This window comes from Paenibacillus sp. XY044, from assembly GCF_002257645.1.
GTDB lineage: Bacteria > Bacillota > Bacilli > Paenibacillales > Paenibacillaceae > Paenibacillus_AQ.
Genome location: NZ_NQMO01000001.1, coordinates 1,324,471 through 1,340,841 on the forward strand (window position 1 = coordinate 1,324,471; position 16,371 = coordinate 1,340,841).

Consider the following 16,371-nt stretch of genomic DNA (forward strand, 5'->3'; position numbering starts at 1 on the left):
TATTTTCCTGACTCAAATCTCCCTGGTGTACATGTTCTGATCCTGCAGTCGAATCAATACCTTTCCAAAACGGCCACCCTGTCGGAAGGTAACTTGTCCAGACGGATAAGCTTGGTCCAGATAGTCTGCAACTATTGTCTTGTTTCGCTCATCGGCAGGCAGACCATGTCTGCGAAGCCAGCTCATCATCTCCTGCAGCGCTGCTTCTTTCGACATTTCCACCGTTTTGGTTTCCCGTGTGACCAGGGACTCATAGGAATAGCCTTTGAGATACAGCAGATGGAGCAAATATCCCATTTCCGCTGGTTTGGACTTGTAAGGTTCACCGGTGACGAGCGGCCAAATTTCATTGACCAGACTGTGTTCTGCGGAAGAGACAGGCAGACTGATATAACAGAATTTTCGCGCACATTGGAGCACCTTCTCGACACTATCCCAGTCGCGAATGACCGGGCACATCGAAACGAAAACGAGATCGAAAGCCTGGCTAAGGGCTTTTTCTTGAACATCGATTTCCTCAAAGGGTACGGGGATAATGTTTACCTGGCCTTCGTCAAACTTGGCTATGTTTTCCCGTAGCAATTCAACCTGTGGAGGGGAGGACTCGACGGATGTTACACGGGCTCCCCGCTCTGCAAACGGCACCGAAAATACGCCCGAAGCGGCGCCGATGTCCAGCACAGAGGCATTCTCGAATGATACCCCTTGTCCCTCAATCCAGTTCAGGATCCGATTGGTTCGTTTTCTTCCCTCAGGGCTGAATGACTGCTCATTGAAAGCTCTGGCTTTCTGATCAAAGTCTCGAGACGGGTCGATGCCGGCCTGTTTGGACTTGTTTATATAGGTGTCGGGGTCGTCTTTCCATGCTTTTTCCCAAATGGCTTCATTAAAAAAATCATTCATGTTTATTTATACCTCCATAGATCTGTTATATCCATAATTTAAATACAAAAAAAGATGATTCCCTCTGTTCGTTTCAATAGTAAAGGCGCTTGTAGAAACGCAGCAATCCTAATACTAACGCCAAAGTTGTTGTAAAAATGGTATGGTTAGAGTGCTTCACTCCTTCCTACTCAAATAATATTATGGATCTTTAATATCCATAATACAGGATGCTCCGACGATTTGCAATGTCTTCATGGTAAAATGGGATGAATTGTATATGTTTGATAAAGGAGGACTTATACGATGTACAAGGCTATAGTCAATGTAGATACATACATTTCGATTCTTGAAGATAGGCATGCTAACGAGCTTTTTCATTTAATTGACACCAGTCGCGAATCCATAAGGCAGTGGCTTCAGTTTCCTGACCTTACACACAACGTCGAAGACACAAGAGCTTTTATCAGCCGGTCGTTAAAAAGATTCGCCAATAATGATGGATACTGGGCAGGGATATGGTATAAAGAACAAATTGCAGGATCCATAGGTTTTTTAAGGATGGACTGGGATGCAGGTCGAACAGAAATAGGCTACTGGCTAGGCTCGCAGTTTGAGGGTAAAGGTCTGATGACTGCAGCATGCAGAACCTTTGTCGAACATGCCTTCCATGAACTGCAGCTTCGTAAAATCGAAATCGGCGCAGCGGTTAACAATATGAAGAGCCGAGCGATTCCAGAACGATTGGGTTTCACGCAGGAAGGGATCATCAGGAATTACGAATGTTTACATAACCAATATGTAGACAGAGTCATTTACGGTCTTACCCAAAAGGAGTGGCAGGACCGGCACGCCTTGCACTAATTGGCCGTTTCATGTGGCGACCTCCAAAACGAATATATCTGAATGATACCAAACGAATGCGTCGTAAAATGGTAAAATAATGCTGCTGGAGTCACAATGCAGCTCATCAAAAAAGTGGAGGTTCGTGAATGATCCGAGTGGAAGTCCGCCATTTTACGAAAGATGATTTTCAGATGCTGGGCGAGTTATATACAGCCGTTACTTCAAGCGGCCAAACGGTTTTCTGGTGGGTTGGAGACGAGGAGAACTGGCCGAATGTATTTATAGCAGTAGAGGGAGAACGAATCATTGGCAAGGGCCAAGTCAATATTATTTCAGAGATCCCGGCCGGCAGCCCCCAAGAACATCAGCACCAAATTTATATCAACTTAAAGACGCTTCGGGAAAGGGAAGACGACTACACCCTCTATGATCTTCTATATGAACGTTCGCTAAACAGGGCGTACGAGTTGAAAAGCACCTTGCCCCAGTCCTACCAGACGATGATTGGAATCGGTAACCAGTCCACTGAGGTGATCAACACCCAATATTTTGTTTCGAAAGGGTTCAAATACAGCAAAAGTTTATATACCATGCACAGGCAGCTGGCTGGAGAAATAGATCAATCTGCTCTTCCCGCACCGTATCGCTATATCCAGTGGGACATGCCGTCGGAAGAAAACATCCATGAATACTTGGCAGCAGACATGGAGATTTGGCCGGAGGCTCCGATAGGGCTGGGGCGGTTCATGGAAAACCGGAAGAATAGAGCGTGGACTACTTTCATAGTTAAGGAAAACGATACGTTGATCGGCAGCGTAATGGCTTGGATGGATGCAGAGGGGGATGGCGTCATCGAGGATGTATTTGTCAGAGAACCTTGGCGAAAACAAGGAATTGCCAAGCATCTGCTGTCCCAAGCGCTGATCTATCTCAAAAAGATCGGTTCTGAATGCGCCGAGCTGCAGGTTGAAACGGCGAATTCATCGGCGTTATCCTTGTATCATGCCGTGGGGTTCAAAGAGGTATCGGAGGAAGTGCGATACGTTCGGGAACTTTAAGCCGTCGAAGTGATAAGTGTATCGGCAAAAATGTCTAGACTGCATTAGTAGTTCATCTAACTTTGGAAAAAGCAATCAGGCAGCCGGCTCAATTGAGCGACCGACTGCCTGATTTGTCATTCGACGACTCGAATCTATTTATTCATCGTGTCATGCAAGCTGAGCCGTGGGACGGACCACCAACTCATTCACATCAACGTCTGCCGGCTGCTCGATTGCATAAGCGATGGCACGGGCGATGGCGGAAGCAGGAAGAGCGTTGCGGCGGTACGTTTTCATGAATTCCCTGGCCTCGTCATCCGAAATGGTGTCAGCGAGCTCGGACTCCGTTACACCGGGAGAAACGAGCGTTACCCGGATGTTGGCACCCAATTCCAGCCGCAAACCTTCCGTGATCGCGCGAACGGCGTATTTGGTTGCGCAGTATACCGCTGCCGTCGGCGTCACCGCATAGGCACCAATGGAAGCCACGTTAATCATATGGCCGGATTGCTGCTCTTTCATCACCGGGAGACCCGCAGCTATACCGTGTAGAACCCCGCGGATATTGACGTCGATCATTCGGTTCCATTCGTCGATTTTCAAGGCTTCCAAGGGTGAGAGAGGCATTACGCCCGCGTTGTTCACGATGACATCGACTTGTCCGAACCGGCTCTGTGCCAAGGAGATGATCGCCTTCATCTGATCGAGATTCGTCACATCCAGCTGTTGATATAAGACGGAGCCACCCTTTGCCTCAATGTGGGAAGCCAGAGCTTCCAGTCTTTCTAAGCGTCTCGCACCAATGACGACATGAGCGCCCCGGCTGGCGAGAAGCTTCGCGGTCGCTTCACCGATCCCGCTGCTTGCTCCTGTAATGACAACGACTTTTCCATTGATTTCGGACATTGCACATTTCTCCTTTTGAATTGAGTTATCTCAATCGTTTTTGCTATTTCTCACGATAAAGAACCATGCCGGCGTGATAGAGCACCGAATCGCGGAAATCACCGTCCGCCGTAAACCCTGTATCATCCACATATTCGATATGGTCGTCAACGATGGTATATCTTCCTTGATAAGCACTCTGCTTCTTTCCACGCGCTTCGTCATATCGGCCGTTTGGCAGAAGCTCATGCCGGATATAACCGTCTTTTGTCACCCACATGCCGACATAAGGGTGGGACTGTTCGTTTTGAATACTCATTGAAACATCTCCTTTCATTTGCTGCGTTTGTTACATGTTTATTATCGTTTCATCGGGAAGCAAGACGGTAGCCGGATCGTACGGGATGATTGCCTAATCCTCCAGGAAAAGATAAAGTTAAATACATCATGTGGAAAATAGGAGGTGGAAGTGGATGGATGAATGGTTCGAGAAACAAAGGAAAGAATTGCTGCGGATCATCGAGAACTTCACACCGGAAGACGGGACGCATGATACCCAAGTTCCCGGTTTACGCTTGATTCGTGCTTCCCGGTTATCCGAGCGGGTTTACTCTGTCTATGAACCTTCCCTTTGCGTCGTGGCTCAGGGTTCCAAGGTGGTCATGCTGGGGCAAGAGGTGTACCAGTATGATCCAAGCAGCTATTTAACCGCCTCGGTCCATTTGCCGATTACAGGACAAGTAATGGAGGCTTCGAGAGAAACGCCGTATTTAAGCTTGCAAATTCTGTTCGATATGAACCAGATTCTTGATGTCATTCAGGCATCCGGTGACGTCATCCGAGCAGGAAATGAGACCAGCCGGGGGTTGAAGGTAAGCCGGATGAACGATACCCTCCTGGATGCAGTGCTGCGACTAGTTAAACTGGTCGAAACGCCGCAGGATATCCCGGTGCTCGCGCCTTATGCCATGCGGGAGATTATATACCGGGTGCTTCAGAACGAAAACAGCGCGTCCCTGAAGCAATTTGCCGTCATCGGGAGCCATGCGCAGCGAATCGCTGGTGTCGTCGAGAAGCTTAACCGAGATTTTGCCCAGCCCCTGCGAGTAGACGAATTGGCGGCAGAGGCTCGTATGAGCGCTTCGTCACTGTACGATTATTTTAAGGAAGTCACAGGTTTGAGTCCGATCCAGTTTCAGAAGCAGATCCGACTGCAAGAGGCGCGCCGGCTGCTCTTCTCCGGATCGATCGATGCGGCGGAAGCTGCGTTTCAGGTCGGTTACGAGAGTCCGTCGCATTTTAGCCGGGAATATGCTCGGATGTTTGGGCAGCCGCCGGTACGGGACGTTCGCCTATTGCGCAGCGCCCTTGTTGACGAAATGGTGGTTTCAGCGGACAAAAATGGCGGGTAGCCGGGACAAACGCTGGTTCTATTAAGCCAATTAGTTGGATTTCTCATAAGCAGGAGGGGTAGAAATGGAGTTTAGCCTCAGTCTTATACCTTATGAAGACAAGTCTGTGCTGTACAATCTCATTCAATTATATCGCTATGACAGCAGCGAGTTTGACGGACATGTACTGAACAGCCACGGTCAATACTTATATAAATACCTCGATCATCAATGGACGGATGAATACCGGAGACCCTTTATGGTAACTGTCGACGGAGAAATTGCGGGATTTGTTTTGATCAGTCTGGATGTACCTCAGGAGTATATGAAATTGAGCAGGGCAGAGAAAACAAATTCAATCAGCGACTTCTTTATTATGAAAAAATACAGGCGAAGAGGAGTAGGTAAAAAAGCTGCATTTACCTTGTTTGAGGAGTTCAAAGGGATATGGGAGATCAGGCAAACGAGTGCAAATAGGCCCTCGTATGCTTTTTGGAAGCATGTGATTTCCGAGTATACGCAAAACGATCATTATTGCGCAGAATTTCTGCATAACGAGCAGTGGCACGGTCCGGTTTTTGTATTGGATTCGAGTACTGACAAGTCCGTACAATAAAAGCAATCATCTCATTATGTTGACATATCGGGAATTGTCGATATAATATAAACCATGAAATCACTAGAACCCATTGAAGTGTTTAAAGCATTGTCCAATGAGGCACGTCTGCAAATTTTAGAGTGGTTGAAAGATCCTAAAGCCTATTTTGGCCCCCAGGAAGGGGTAGACCTGATCCAAGTTGGGGTATGTGTAAGTCAAATTACAGCCAAGCTGAACATGACTCAATCGACCACATCTCAATATTTGTCCGTATTGCAGCGGGCGGGACTGATTCATGCAACCCGGATCGGCAAGTGGACCTATTACAAAAGAGATGAAGAAGCGATTCAACAAATCGCCTCGTACATGAAGAAAGACCTGTAACCTATAGAGACTGGATTCAATTCAATGAATTCAGTTTTTATATACAAACTCAAATCGATAATTCGGGATATGTAACAACGTTTTATTTATATCCATCGCATCGACATATCCCGAATTGTAATTAATAAAAAGGAGATGTTTTAAATGATCAACCATTCCGTTTTGAAAAGCGGTACGCATTCCAGTCAACCTGACCGATCCGCAAGCATCGCAACGCTTGTGATCGTTGCCCATCCCGATTTGGAGCAATCCCGGATCAACAGACGATTGGCGGAAGAGCTGGAGCGGCGAGGCAATGTTACCGTTCATCGGCTGTATGAGACTTATCCGGACGAAAAAATAGATATCGAACGCGAGCAAGCCCTGCTTTTAGCCCACGACCGTGTCGTGCTACAATTCCCGTTTTTCTGGTACAGCTCGCCTTCCCTGTTGAAGAAATGGATGGATGAAGTGTTCGAGTTTGGATGGGCTCACGGCCCCGGCGGAGTCAACCTGAAGGGAAAAGAACTCATCATCGCTATCTCCTCGGGCGGCTCCCCAAGTATGTACCAAGCCGGAGGCTTTCACAATTACTCGTACAGCGAGCTGCTCCGTCCGTTCCAGCAAACCGCTAACCTGACCGGAATGATCTATCGGTCGCCATTTATTATCGGCAGAATCCGCGAAGTCACCGATGAGCAGTTGGAGAAGTATGCCGCGGAATACGCGAACTATGTAGAAGGCGAAAAAGTCGTAACGGGCACAAGTGCATAAAAGTGCCGGCATATCGCGAGGAATCGCCAAGGAATGCCCCTCCTAAGCGCCAACTGGTGCTTTAGAGGGGCATAATTTGTTTTCCTCAATTTGTGTTTTGCAGCCTGTTTATTCGTAAGTAGCTACTCCTGTACCGCTTTTTGCTGGCTTGTAATCGTCCCCAGGTGGATGGCTTCGTGCATCAAGGCAAAGTTGAACAATTCGGCAGCAGTCTTGAATTCAAACGGTCCTAACACGAACGGGGAATTCAGGTCCTGGTCGAGTAATTCCGGGGTGATCTCCGAAATCTGGGCGAGCTGACTCGACAGCTGCTGCACCAATTCCTCCTTGGATGGCGGAGCTATCGTCCAGTCGGCCGGCTTTGTACCGCTGTTGAACAACGTTTCGTATGCTGCCGGAACAGCCGAAGGTGATCCGAAGGACATCTGCTGGTAACGATCGAGCCAAAACACGATATGACCGACGTTCCAGCGGATCGTATTGCGAAACCCTTCTGGCGTAATATCAAACAGCGATTCCGATATGCCCTGAACTTGACCGATCACCAGCTGATGCAGCACCTTACCCGTGTTAATAATCGATTGTGTACTCATTTGTTATTCCTCCTTAGTGGATTGTTGTGTGTTTGTTTCGTTCTTGTTTCCAAGTTTAGCTGTCTTGGCGATAAGCAACAATCACGTAATTCCGATGGAATGCATCACTTTCGCTAATGGATCTTTCATCGTATGGGAAATTATGGCGTCCTCCGTTATACTGGATACATTACGAAATATGGCAGCATACGAACCCATGGGAAGGAGACGTTCATGGAACTTCGACAGCTTGAATACTTTGCAGCGATCTGTAAAGAGATGCATTTCTCCCGGGCCGCCGAAAATCTCTGCACGACGCAGTCGAATTTAAGCCAGCAAATTAAGTTTCTGGAGAAGGAGCTGGGCACGCCCCTGTTTGACCGGATCGGCAAAAAAATTGCTTTGACCGATGCCGGACGGATTCTGCTCGAACAGAGCCGGCTGATTTTTGAAAGGGTGGATTACATTCAGGGGGCCATCGCGGACCTTAAGAAAATGGAGGGCGGCAAGCTGGACATCGGCATTCTGCCGGGGGATGGGGACCTGCTGTTTGACGCGCTGCTGCTTGATTTTCACCGGGCTTACCCCAAACTGTCCATTTCGGTCAGCGAAACGACGAATGTGTATGAAGAGGTTCTGGCCGGGTCAAGAGACTTGGGCGTCACGACAATGCCGGAGCGGCCCGACGATCGAATGGCCGTCATCCCGCTGTTTCATGAGGAGTTTGCGCTTGCCGTGCGGTCGGATCATCCGGCAGCCCGATTAAAGGCGATCCCCTTTGAACAGCTGAAGGAGCTGGATATGGTTACGTTCGGCCCCGACCACCAGATCACCAAGCTGATTCGGACCTGCTGCCAGGAAAAAGGAATAGAGCTGCATCACCCGATGGTCACCTCGACGCTATCGACGCTTCTCTCCATGGTAGAGCAGGGGATTGGGGCATGCATTCTTCCCCGGTTGCTGCTTGACCACCTGGGCCGAGAACAAATCACCGCCGTCGCGCTCCTCCATCCAACGCCGAGCCAGGAGATCTGCATCATTTATCGTACGGATAAGTTTTTGGGGAAAGCGGCACGAATCTTCATTGAGGCTTTGCAATCTTACATACAGCGTGTCATTGAAAGCGCAAACCGTTCCCTTGGATAACCGGGAACGTCAAAAGCGAATTCATATGTTCATGTAAACCATTGCCCATATAGCTTACAGGAGAGGAGATACGAAATATGCGCATTCAATTGGACCGTTTTCCGAACGGTGTGACGAAGGCCGTTACGCTCAGCTTTGACGACGGAAGGGACCATGACCGCAAATTGGTCCGGCTGATGAACGACTATGGCCTTAAGGGGACGTTTCATCTGAACAGCGGGAATCTCGGCAAAGCAGGATATATTGACAAAATGGAAGTCGCGGCGTTGTTTCAGGGTCATGAGGTTTCGGCCCATACGGTGGATCATCCTTTTTTGGAACAGACGCCGCCGGATCAAGTGCTGGGGCAGGTGGTGGCAGACCGCAAAGCTTTGGAGGAGCTGGTCAGCTATCCGGTTAAAGGGATGAGCTATCCGTTTGGTACATACAGCGATCAGGTTGTGATCATATTGCGGTCCATCGGTATCGAATACGCCCGTACGGTGAACAGTCATGGCGGCTTTCATAAGCCGGAGGACTGGCTTCGCTGGCATCCGACCTGCCACCATAAGCAAATGGTCGGGTATGCCGATCAATGGATCCGGATGCAGCAGAGATATTCGAGAATGTCCCTTTTCTACGTATGGGGGCACAGCTATGAATTCGAAAACGACGATAACTGGGATCTGGTGGAGCGGTTCGGTGAAGCGATTGGCGGCAAGGATGACACTTGGTACGCAACCAACGCGGAAATTTACGCCTACTGCAAGGCTGTGGATGGACTGCGGTACTCTGCCGATTCACGCCTCATCCATAATCCGTCGGCCCAATCGGTATGGCTTAGCGTAGATGGAGACCCGGTCGAAGTCGGCTCCGGAGAAATTGTACGGTTGTAGAACAAACAACATCAATCCAGACTCCATTGCAAGGAAGCCGTCCAGTGCGGCTTTCTTTTTTGTCGCCGTTGATCGGTTCGGATCGTTTTTTCGTAACAAATTCCATGTCCATCGTAACTTATTCATACTGGCAGCATCCCGCGCACGATTAAGATAGGTATGGATGGATTCAACATTTAGCGCGATAGATTAAGGCCTTTTTATCACACACGCGGGGAGTGCAGGCCAGTGGAAAAAGCAGTGGAATCACAGAACATGGATATGCGCGAGCATGTCTCGCGGGCGGATTTGCGTTATCAGCATACCGTGAAGCGAAGCGAGGGCGGTCTCCCGCTCGGAAACGGCCGGATGGGCAGTCTAATATGGACTTCCCCGTCAGCTCTCAAGTTTCAGATCAACCGGGCCGATGTGTATGCGAACGACAGCCGCACCAACAGCTTCAACCAGCGGCATTCGGATTATGCTTACGGCTGCGGCTTTGTCGATATTGACCTGGTCGATTATGGCGATGACGTATTTCGTGACGAAGGAATTCGGCAGCATCTAAGCCTGTATGACGCGACCGCATCAATCGCGGGGAACGGAGTGGAGGCAGAGGCATTTGCTGCGTCCGGGCATGATGTTTTCGGCCTCCGGATTCATGATCGTCGGCAGGAACCGCAGGTGATCAACCTCAAGCTCAAAATGCTGCGTCCGGCAGAGGTCGTGACCAAAAACCACTCGGCCGTATCACGCCTCAGCATGAGAGACGGGATGATGGTACTTCATCAAGAATTTCGCGAAGGCGATTATTACTGCGCTTCCGCGGTCGTCATCGCGATAACGGGAAGGGACGCGAGGGTGAGGATGAACGACGAGTACGGCGGCCGGCAGCCTGTCGGCGACTATCGGGAGAGCCTGGTGATCGGCCAGCCGAATGAGACGGAAATGCGCCTGTGCGTCAAACCGGGAAACGGCAGCTTTGATATATTTATAGGCAGCGCAGCCTGCTTTGATGAGAAGGAGGATGTCATCGGGGAAGCTATACAAACGATACGGCTTGCCCTGCAGTCGGGATATGACGCAATGCTTGCGGAGCATCGCCGTTGGTGGCATTCATTTTGGGACAAATCGTATATCCGCCTTCAAAGCGTGGATGGGCGTGCCGAATTCGTGGAGCAGCATTACACATATTATTTATACTTAATGGCATCGAACTCACGGGACTCGCGGTTTCCTCCGAATTTCGGCGGCATGCTGCTCAGCCCGCGCGGGGATCTTCGGCATTGGGGGGCCATGCATTGGTGGAACAATATGAATCTGTATTATAACGCGGTGCTTCCCACCGGGCATTACGAGCTGTTCCATCCGTATTTCAACATGTATTCGTCCATGTACGACTCCTGCGCAGCCGCCGCAAGGCAGCAGTGGGGAAGTCAAGGCATTTATATTCCGGAAGTCGTGTCCTTCAACGGGCTAGAAGAGCTGCCGGAAGACATTGCGAAGGAAATGAGGGACCTCTATTTGCTGCGCAAACCATGGGAACAGATGTCCGACCGGTTTCGCGAGTATGCGGATACCAAGCGGCCGCATGAAAGCCGTTGGAACTGGAAATATCACGAAAAATATGTGGATGGCAGGTTTACGTACAAGGAAAGAGGCTATGGCCCCTTTGGATTCACGACGCACATGTTCGCCACCCAGGTCGGAATTGCATATCACTACTGGTTGTACTACGAGTACACCAAGGACGAAGAATGGCTGCGGGCGCGCGCCTATCCCATCATCCGGGGCGTCGCCGAGTTTTTTCACCATTACCCGAACCTGCGGAAGGACGAGGACGGGTTGTATCATATCTATCACACGACCAGCGACGAAAAATATTACGGCGGCAAAGACACGATGGATTCGATGGCGGCCATGCATACGATCTTCCCGATCGCCCTCCGGGCATCGGACATCCTCGGAGAGGATCGCGATCTACGGCAGGCGTGGCAGGAACTGTACGATCACCTTGCCCCGCTGCCGCGAAGCGACCAGGCGGACGCAGTCCTGAAAACGGGAGAAGGGGAAGCGGCCGTATGGGTTGGCGCGCTCGGTCCGGTGTTGGATCATAAAAGCCATATCGACGTGAAGCCTGCCTATTTCGGCAGCCTATGCTCGCTCGAAACCGCTGCTAGTAACCGCGACATGTTCGAGACGACTCTGGCGACGATCCGATACCAGGAGGAGCTTATCGATCGCGAGTGGAGCAGGGCTTCGTCGGAAATGTCGGGTATGGCCCGCGTACTGGCCAATATGGGGCTTGCCGAGCCTTTTAAGCAGGTTGTCTTGGCCCAGCTGGAATGTGTGAACGCGGAGCGGGATTACTGCTATTTTGACGATACAGGCCGAATCAAATCGTTTGAAAACCGCTTGACCGTCAGGGAAGGGGTGAACTGCATCAGCATTCAGCGTCTCGGCAACGCAGCTGCCGCGCTTCAATCGGCACTGTGCCAAAGCCAGCCTGCAGGCCCCGGACAGGATTCGGTTATCCGCCTGTTCTCTGCATGCCCTGCGGATTGGAACGCGGAATTTTCTTTATGGTGTCCTGGTGGATTTAATGTCAAATCTTCCATACAGGGCGGCGATATTTCATATGTAACGATTACAGCCGCCCTGGGAGGAACGTGCCGTATTCGAAACCCATGGGGAGAAGGCGAAGTGTGCCTGCAGAAAAAAGGCGGTGAGGTTCAAATCTTGAAAGACCCGCTGCTGCAGTTTGAAACGGAAACAGGCGAAGAGTTTTTGCTTTCCCCGAATCGGTAAATGAGTTGAAAAAGCCCGAATCACTTCAAAGTGAATCGGGCTTTTATTGGTTGTATTTTCGATGATCTGATGGCTGAACTTCCGTACATTCAAGCAAAAGATGAAGCAGACCGGGTTTGTACTGGGCTTATGCTCCGGTAACCCTCGGCATCGGCATCGATTCTTTGCCGAGCTCCGCCCATGCATATTTAAGCAGGAGTTCGGTTTTGAGCGGCGCGTGATCCGGATCGTCCCATAAATTGTTCAGCTCTCCGGGGTCTTCCTGCAGATCGAAGATTTCACCGTAGGTCTGATTGTAATAAACCGTGATTTTATAGCGTTCATCTACATAGGTTTTCTGATGAATGGTGGTCGGTTCATGCCTGAACTCGCATATGGCGTGGTTCCGCGCCTGTGCAGTTTCGGCGAGCCATACCTTCTTCTGGTCGATGCCCGTCATGGCGTAAGGAACCGGCAGGTCGCACAGGGAAAGGAAGGTCGGAGCCAAATCCACCAGAGATTGGATGGCGCTGCTCCGCTTGCCGGCCGGTACTTGACCGGGGTATCTGACGATAAACGGCAGCTTGATCAAGTCCTCATAATGAAATCCGCCCTTGGCTTGCAAACCGTGCTGTCCGAAGAAATGGCCGTGATCCGTCGTAAAGACGACGATCGTGTTATCGGCAATGCCCAGTTCGTCGAGCTTATCGAGAATGCGCCCGATGTACTTATCCATCATGCTGATCATCCCATAGTAGATGGCGACCAGCTTTTTCTTGTCATCGTCCGTCAAGCGCTTCCTGCTGCCATACTCGTAATAATGATGCGACCGGTAACCGTGAATGCCATGTCCCGTTTCCTGCAGATCAGAGAAATCAGGATGCTCTTCCTGCGTTTTGGCAAAATGCGGCGGATTGTGGTCATGCTCGCCCGGCACCATCTCAGGGATGGTGAGCTGTTCGGGATCGTACATCGTATCCCATGGCTCCGGAACAAGGTATTCCGGGTGCGGGTCGAAGAAGCTGGACCACAGAAAAAAGCTTTCGTCATTTTCGTGATACTGATCCAGCAAAGCATTGGTCCGCTCGGCAATCCAGGTGTTGTAATGGTACTCTTCGGGGATCGGCCACGTATACGTTTGATCCCGTTCCATGGTACCTGTCGGGGGCAAGAAGTAGTCTCGCCAGTTATGGCAGCCTTTCTCTTCCATCCACAGCGCATAATGCTGCCCGACGTGGGCTTCATTGGTGTGATTACGCGCCAGCTCCACATGGTCAAAACCGTAGAATCCGTCTTTGTAATTTTTCCAAAATTCGAGATCCTGCAGAATGGGGTAAGCTTCAAGCGACGGAAATTCCTCGGTCGACGTGAGCGGCTGAAAGTGCGCTTTACCGATCAGCCCGGTCCGGTATCCGCCTTGTTTGAAATCTTCGCCAACCGTGTGCCGGTCCTCCAGCAATTTGGTCCCGAGCGTCCACGCGCCATGCTGGCTTGGGTACATGCCGGTAATGATCGAGGCACGGCTCGGCGTGCAGGTCGGATTAGGGCAATATGCCCGATCGAATGTCGTCCCTTCCCGGACAAGCCGGTCCAGATTCGGGGTATGTATTTCAGGATTAAAGGCGCCAATCGTATTCCAATGCTGCTGATCGCTGGTGATTAACAAAATATTAGGTTTCTTCATCCGTCATCCTCCTCGACCTGATTATATGAAACAGGGTGCGCAAAGTGAATGGCGTATTGTATGTTAGATTTATCATTTTGTCAGTTCATGCAAGAATAGAGGGGAGGAGGAGCACGAATGCTGCAGGAATATGATCATGAATTCGCGGAGTTTTTATATTACACGCCGACCAGGATAGATAGCGGGACACCGTTTTGGTTGGTCAGAGCCGGACGGAGCACGGCGAAGCCGGGATACCGAATCGGTCCGCGCAGAATTGAATGTTACAGTATTCATTTTGTCAGGGCAGGCAGCCTGATGGTTGAATATGGGGGGCAAACGTACAGACTCCAGGCAGGCGATGCCTTTTGCATGTATCCGAACCGGACCTATATGTATTACAAGCCAAGCGACGATCATTCTTTGCAATTGACATGGTTGGCCATGGATGGTTCCGGGATGGAACATATGCTGAATTTGGCGGGCTTCCATCCGGAAGAACCCTGCTCCAGAAGCCGGTGGACTCCGGAATTAGCGAATTTGATCCGTAAGTTGTTTACGGAGTGGAAGGAAGGAAAGGCGGATGAGGTTGCCGTCGCCCTAAACCTGAAAGGGCTGCTGTACCAAGCGTTATCCCAATTGGTCTCGAGCGCCAGACCAGCGGACGAGTCTCAACGTACGACAACGATAAAAAAAAGCAAAGCTTCTCAGTGGACCGAGTACATTGAATGGCACGCCGCCGAGGGAATCACGGTTCAGCAGGTTGCCGAGTTTGCCAGTCTGAACCGGACTTATTTTTCGACGCAGTTTACGAAGCTCGTAGGCTTGACGCCAGCCGAGTATATTGCCAAGGTTAAAATGGACAAGGCCAAGCAAATGCTGTCAGGAACGTCGGCCGCCGTTACGGAAATCGCCTATTCCCTTGGATATCCGACTCTGTTTGCATTTACTCGTGCCTTCAAAAACTACTGTTCGATGTCCCCGTCAGAGTACCGGAAGCAGCACCAAGTATAGACGGGTTTAGGCTTGGCATTCTCTGACCGTGTTTTTATATTCGACCGGGCTCTGCCCGACCCGCTCTTTGAATACCTTCGAGAAATAGTGTTGATCGCCAAAACAAAGCGCGTCAGAAATGTCCTTGATAAGCATCTCGGGTCGTCTCTCCATCAAACTGCAGGCTTCACCTATTTTCATGGCGGTATAGTAAGCTACAAACGTTTGTCCGGTAAATCGTTTGAAGATACGGCTAATATATGAGGGACTGACATGGAATTTCAGTACCAAATCCGAAATGGAAACATGCGAATACAAATTTATGCGTAAATATTGTTCCATTTGTTCAAATAGCGTGTTGCCGCTCTTTTTGTTTTGGGATTTTAGCTGAGAAAAGCCCTGATCGACCAAACTCAGCACTTCGGCGCGAAAAGACTCATAACATGGCATTTGGAATAACAGATCCAAGTCGCAGAGTTTTGCTGTAATCGAGAACTCCTTACCTGCCGTTTGGTTTTGGCCCGCCCCCAATTCACGAGAAAAGGCTGCAGCTACCTGTCTCAACAGCCGTTTGGCATCGGACAATTTGACGTTTTCAGTTGCCCAGTGGGCTAATTGCTCGGACAGCAGCAGGACGAACCGGTCCTGATTCCGCTGCTCTAACAGGGAGACCAGCATTTGAGCCGTTTGATCCATTTCGATCGACGAGGCACCGGTGGCGGGCCAGGGGAGTGCGCAGTCGATCATGATCGGCTGAAATAGGAGCAGATGTTGTTCCAGCATCAAATCGGAGTCGCGGCATGCAGCCGGCAGCGAATTCCACGCCATCGGTTGGATCGAGGCCGCCAGGGAAACGGGGTATCCATGTTCCATCAACTTGTTCTGCATGTCCGCCATCCACGACGTACCCGCATCGTAATCATTCATCCAGGCTGAGTCAGCTATCAGCAGCAGCTTGTCGGGAGCGGCCATCGGAATCACCCAGAAGGGGACAGGAGAGGAGAGACAGGAGGCTGCATGACCTGCCGTAAATTCAGCTTTAACCGGGGCGAAAGGCTGCCGGCGTATTACCGCAAATACATTTTGCGATTGATAAAAATACTGCTTCTGCTTCATTTCCAGCCAGTAGCTTTCGTTCACCAAGCCTTGGAACAAGGCGGCAGTCTAATCATGAGAGCGGTGCAGCTTCTTGAAGATGCGATCCATGACCTCAGCGAAATCGTTTTTGTTAACGGGTTTAAGCAAGTAATCATCGACCTGCAGGGTGATTGCTTTCCGGGTATATTCAAAATCGCTATAGCCGCTGATCAGAACGGTTTTGAGCCCGGGCTGCAGCTGTTTTAACCGTTCAATAAGCGTGAGCCCGTCCATCTTCGGCATGCGGATATCCGTCAAAAGAATGTCAATCGGTTGTAACTGAAACGCGGCTACGGCTTCATCCCCGTTAGAGGCTGTTGCAACGACTGTGACCGGCAGACCGGAGGCCTCAAGCAGGCTCTTGATGTTGCGCAGGATCGGTTTGCTGTCCTCCGCAATCAAAACGTTGTACACAGAAATAACCTCCTTCCAAACAAGTG

General features: G+C 50.3%; 17 protein-coding genes. 10 read left to right on the top strand and 7 right to left on the bottom strand.

Annotated elements, in window-relative coordinates:
• Positions 1–12: 12 nt before the first annotated feature.
• Positions 13–903 (bottom strand): class I SAM-dependent methyltransferase, encoded by an 891-nt coding sequence (locus CJP46_RS06130; RefSeq protein ID WP_094594670.1) that lies wholly within the window; start codon positions 901–903, stop codon positions 13–15.
• A gap of 285 nt (positions 904–1,188) precedes the next feature.
• Here CJP46_RS06130 and CJP46_RS06135 point away from each other — a divergent pair, with 285 nt between their 5' ends.
• Both CJP46_RS06135 and CJP46_RS06140 read left to right on the top strand, forming a co-directional pair.
• Entirely contained in the window at positions 1,189–1,746 is a 558-nt protein-coding gene (locus CJP46_RS06135; protein WP_094594671.1) for a GNAT family N-acetyltransferase, read from the top strand.
• 128 nt (positions 1,747–1,874) lie between these two features.
• The gene (locus CJP46_RS06140; RefSeq protein ID WP_094594672.1) at positions 1,875–2,786 is read left to right on the top strand and encodes a GNAT family N-acetyltransferase; all 912 of its coding nucleotides are present in this window, start codon (positions 1,875–1,877) and stop codon (positions 2,784–2,786) included.
• A gap of 150 nt (positions 2,787–2,936) precedes the next feature.
• Here the strand turns inward: CJP46_RS06140 and CJP46_RS06145 are convergent, their stop codons facing one another.
• Together CJP46_RS06145 and CJP46_RS06150 are read right to left on the bottom strand one after the other, a co-directional pair.
• Complete coding sequence (locus CJP46_RS06145; protein ID WP_094594673.1) at positions 2,937–3,674, bottom strand: SDR family oxidoreductase; 738 nt, start codon at positions 3,672–3,674, stop codon at positions 2,937–2,939.
• A 43-nt stretch (positions 3,675–3,717) separates the two neighbouring features.
• Positions 3,718–3,972, bottom strand: coding sequence for an Atu4866 domain-containing protein (locus CJP46_RS06150; RefSeq protein ID WP_094594674.1), 255 nt, complete (start codon positions 3,970–3,972; stop codon positions 3,718–3,720).
• Positions 3,973–4,126: 154 nt separating this feature from the next.
• Between CJP46_RS06150 and CJP46_RS06155 the strand changes: the two genes are divergently transcribed.
• From CJP46_RS06155 to CJP46_RS06170, 4 genes are all read left to right on the top strand, one after another.
• Entirely contained in the window at positions 4,127–5,065 is a 939-nt protein-coding gene (locus CJP46_RS06155; protein ID WP_094594675.1) for an AraC family transcriptional regulator, read from the top strand.
• A gap of 64 nt (positions 5,066–5,129) precedes the next feature.
• On the top strand, positions 5,130–5,660 hold the full coding sequence (locus tag CJP46_RS06160; protein ID WP_094594676.1) for a GNAT family N-acetyltransferase: 531 nt from the start codon (positions 5,130–5,132) through the stop codon (positions 5,658–5,660).
• A gap of 54 nt (positions 5,661–5,714) precedes the next feature.
• Positions 5,715–6,026 carry an ArsR/SmtB family transcription factor gene (locus tag CJP46_RS06165; RefSeq protein ID WP_094594677.1) on the top strand — a complete coding sequence of 104 codons (312 nt, stop codon included), beginning with the start codon at positions 5,715–5,717 and terminating at the stop codon, positions 6,024–6,026.
• Between the two features lie 144 nt (positions 6,027–6,170).
• Positions 6,171–6,779, top strand: a complete 609-nt coding sequence (locus CJP46_RS06170) for an NAD(P)H-dependent oxidoreductase (RefSeq protein ID WP_256992206.1) — start codon at positions 6,171–6,173, stop codon at positions 6,777–6,779.
• A gap of 122 nt (positions 6,780–6,901) precedes the next feature.
• Here the strand turns inward: CJP46_RS06170 and CJP46_RS06175 are convergent, their stop codons facing one another.
• Positions 6,902–7,372: a DinB family protein gene (locus CJP46_RS06175; protein WP_094594678.1), complete on the bottom strand. Its 471-nt coding sequence runs from the start codon at positions 7,370–7,372 to the stop codon at positions 6,902–6,904.
• Positions 7,373–7,585: 213 nt separating this feature from the next.
• Between CJP46_RS06175 and CJP46_RS06180 the strand changes: the two genes are divergently transcribed.
• The 3 genes from CJP46_RS06180 (at position 7,586) to CJP46_RS06190 (ending at position 12,159) form a co-directional block, all read left to right on the top strand.
• Complete coding sequence (locus CJP46_RS06180; RefSeq protein ID WP_094594679.1) at positions 7,586–8,497, top strand: LysR family transcriptional regulator; 912 nt, start codon at positions 7,586–7,588, stop codon at positions 8,495–8,497.
• A gap of 77 nt (positions 8,498–8,574) precedes the next feature.
• Positions 8,575–9,372, top strand: coding sequence for a polysaccharide deacetylase family protein (locus CJP46_RS06185; RefSeq protein ID WP_094594680.1), 798 nt, complete (start codon positions 8,575–8,577; stop codon positions 9,370–9,372).
• 228 nt (positions 9,373–9,600) lie between these two features.
• Entirely contained in the window at positions 9,601–12,159 is a 2,559-nt protein-coding gene (locus CJP46_RS06190; RefSeq protein ID WP_094594681.1) for a glycosyl hydrolase family 95 catalytic domain-containing protein, read from the top strand.
• A 127-nt stretch (positions 12,160–12,286) separates the two neighbouring features.
• Here the strand turns inward: CJP46_RS06190 and CJP46_RS06195 are convergent, their stop codons facing one another.
• On the bottom strand, positions 12,287–13,822 hold the full coding sequence (locus CJP46_RS06195; protein WP_094594682.1) for a sulfatase family protein: 1,536 nt from the start codon (positions 13,820–13,822) through the stop codon (positions 12,287–12,289).
• Positions 13,823–13,939: 117 nt separating this feature from the next.
• On the opposite strand from CJP46_RS06195, the gene CJP46_RS06200 reads away from it, so the two are divergent.
• The gene (locus CJP46_RS06200) at positions 13,940–14,815 is read left to right on the top strand and encodes an AraC family transcriptional regulator (RefSeq protein WP_094594683.1); all 876 of its coding nucleotides are present in this window, start codon (positions 13,940–13,942) and stop codon (positions 14,813–14,815) included.
• 6 nt (positions 14,816–14,821) lie between these two features.
• Here CJP46_RS06200 and CJP46_RS06205 read toward each other — a convergent pair whose 3' ends face one another.
• Both CJP46_RS06205 and CJP46_RS06210 read right to left on the bottom strand, forming a co-directional pair.
• Positions 14,822–15,949, bottom strand: a complete 1,128-nt coding sequence (locus CJP46_RS06205; RefSeq protein ID WP_094594684.1) for a helix-turn-helix transcriptional regulator — start codon at positions 15,947–15,949, stop codon at positions 14,822–14,824.
• A gap of 9 nt (positions 15,950–15,958) precedes the next feature.
• Complete coding sequence (locus CJP46_RS06210; protein ID WP_179281049.1) at positions 15,959–16,345, bottom strand: response regulator; 387 nt, start codon at positions 16,343–16,345, stop codon at positions 15,959–15,961.
• Between the last annotated feature and the right edge of the window lie 26 nt (positions 16,346–16,371).

What these genes read in the sequence shown, in the direction of transcription:
- CJP46_RS06195 (WP_094594682.1), bottom strand. Translation starts at nt 13,822, where the DNA reads ATGAAGAAACCTAATATTTTGTTAATCACCAGCGATCAGCAGCATTGG.
- CJP46_RS06130 (WP_094594670.1), bottom strand. Translation starts at nt 903, where the DNA reads ATGAATGATTTTTTTAATGAAGCCATTTGGGAAAAAGCATGGAAAGAC.
- CJP46_RS06180 (WP_094594679.1), top strand. Translation starts at nt 7,586, where the DNA reads ATGGAACTTCGACAGCTTGAATACTTTGCAGCGATCTGTAAAGAGATG.
- CJP46_RS06150 (WP_094594674.1), bottom strand. Translation starts at nt 3,972, where the DNA reads ATGAGTATTCAAAACGAACAGTCCCACCCTTATGTCGGCATGTGGGTG.
- CJP46_RS06145 (WP_094594673.1), bottom strand. Translation starts at nt 3,674, where the DNA reads ATGTCCGAAATCAATGGAAAAGTCGTTGTCATTACAGGAGCAAGCAGC.
- CJP46_RS06175 (WP_094594678.1), bottom strand. Translation starts at nt 7,372, where the DNA reads ATGAGTACACAATCGATTATTAACACGGGTAAGGTGCTGCATCAGCTG.
- CJP46_RS06160 (WP_094594676.1), top strand. Translation starts at nt 5,130, where the DNA reads ATGGAGTTTAGCCTCAGTCTTATACCTTATGAAGACAAGTCTGTGCTG.
- CJP46_RS06185 (WP_094594680.1), top strand. Translation starts at nt 8,575, where the DNA reads ATGCGCATTCAATTGGACCGTTTTCCGAACGGTGTGACGAAGGCCGTT.
- CJP46_RS06140 (WP_094594672.1), top strand. Translation starts at nt 1,875, where the DNA reads ATGATCCGAGTGGAAGTCCGCCATTTTACGAAAGATGATTTTCAGATG.
- CJP46_RS06200 (WP_094594683.1), top strand. Translation starts at nt 13,940, where the DNA reads ATGCTGCAGGAATATGATCATGAATTCGCGGAGTTTTTATATTACACG.
- CJP46_RS06170 (WP_256992206.1), top strand. Translation starts at nt 6,171, where the DNA reads ATGATCAACCATTCCGTTTTGAAAAGCGGTACGCATTCCAGTCAACCT.
- CJP46_RS06165 (WP_094594677.1), top strand. Translation starts at nt 5,715, where the DNA reads ATGAAATCACTAGAACCCATTGAAGTGTTTAAAGCATTGTCCAATGAG.
- CJP46_RS06155 (WP_094594675.1), top strand. Translation starts at nt 4,127, where the DNA reads ATGGATGAATGGTTCGAGAAACAAAGGAAAGAATTGCTGCGGATCATC.
- CJP46_RS06135 (WP_094594671.1), top strand. Translation starts at nt 1,189, where the DNA reads ATGTACAAGGCTATAGTCAATGTAGATACATACATTTCGATTCTTGAA.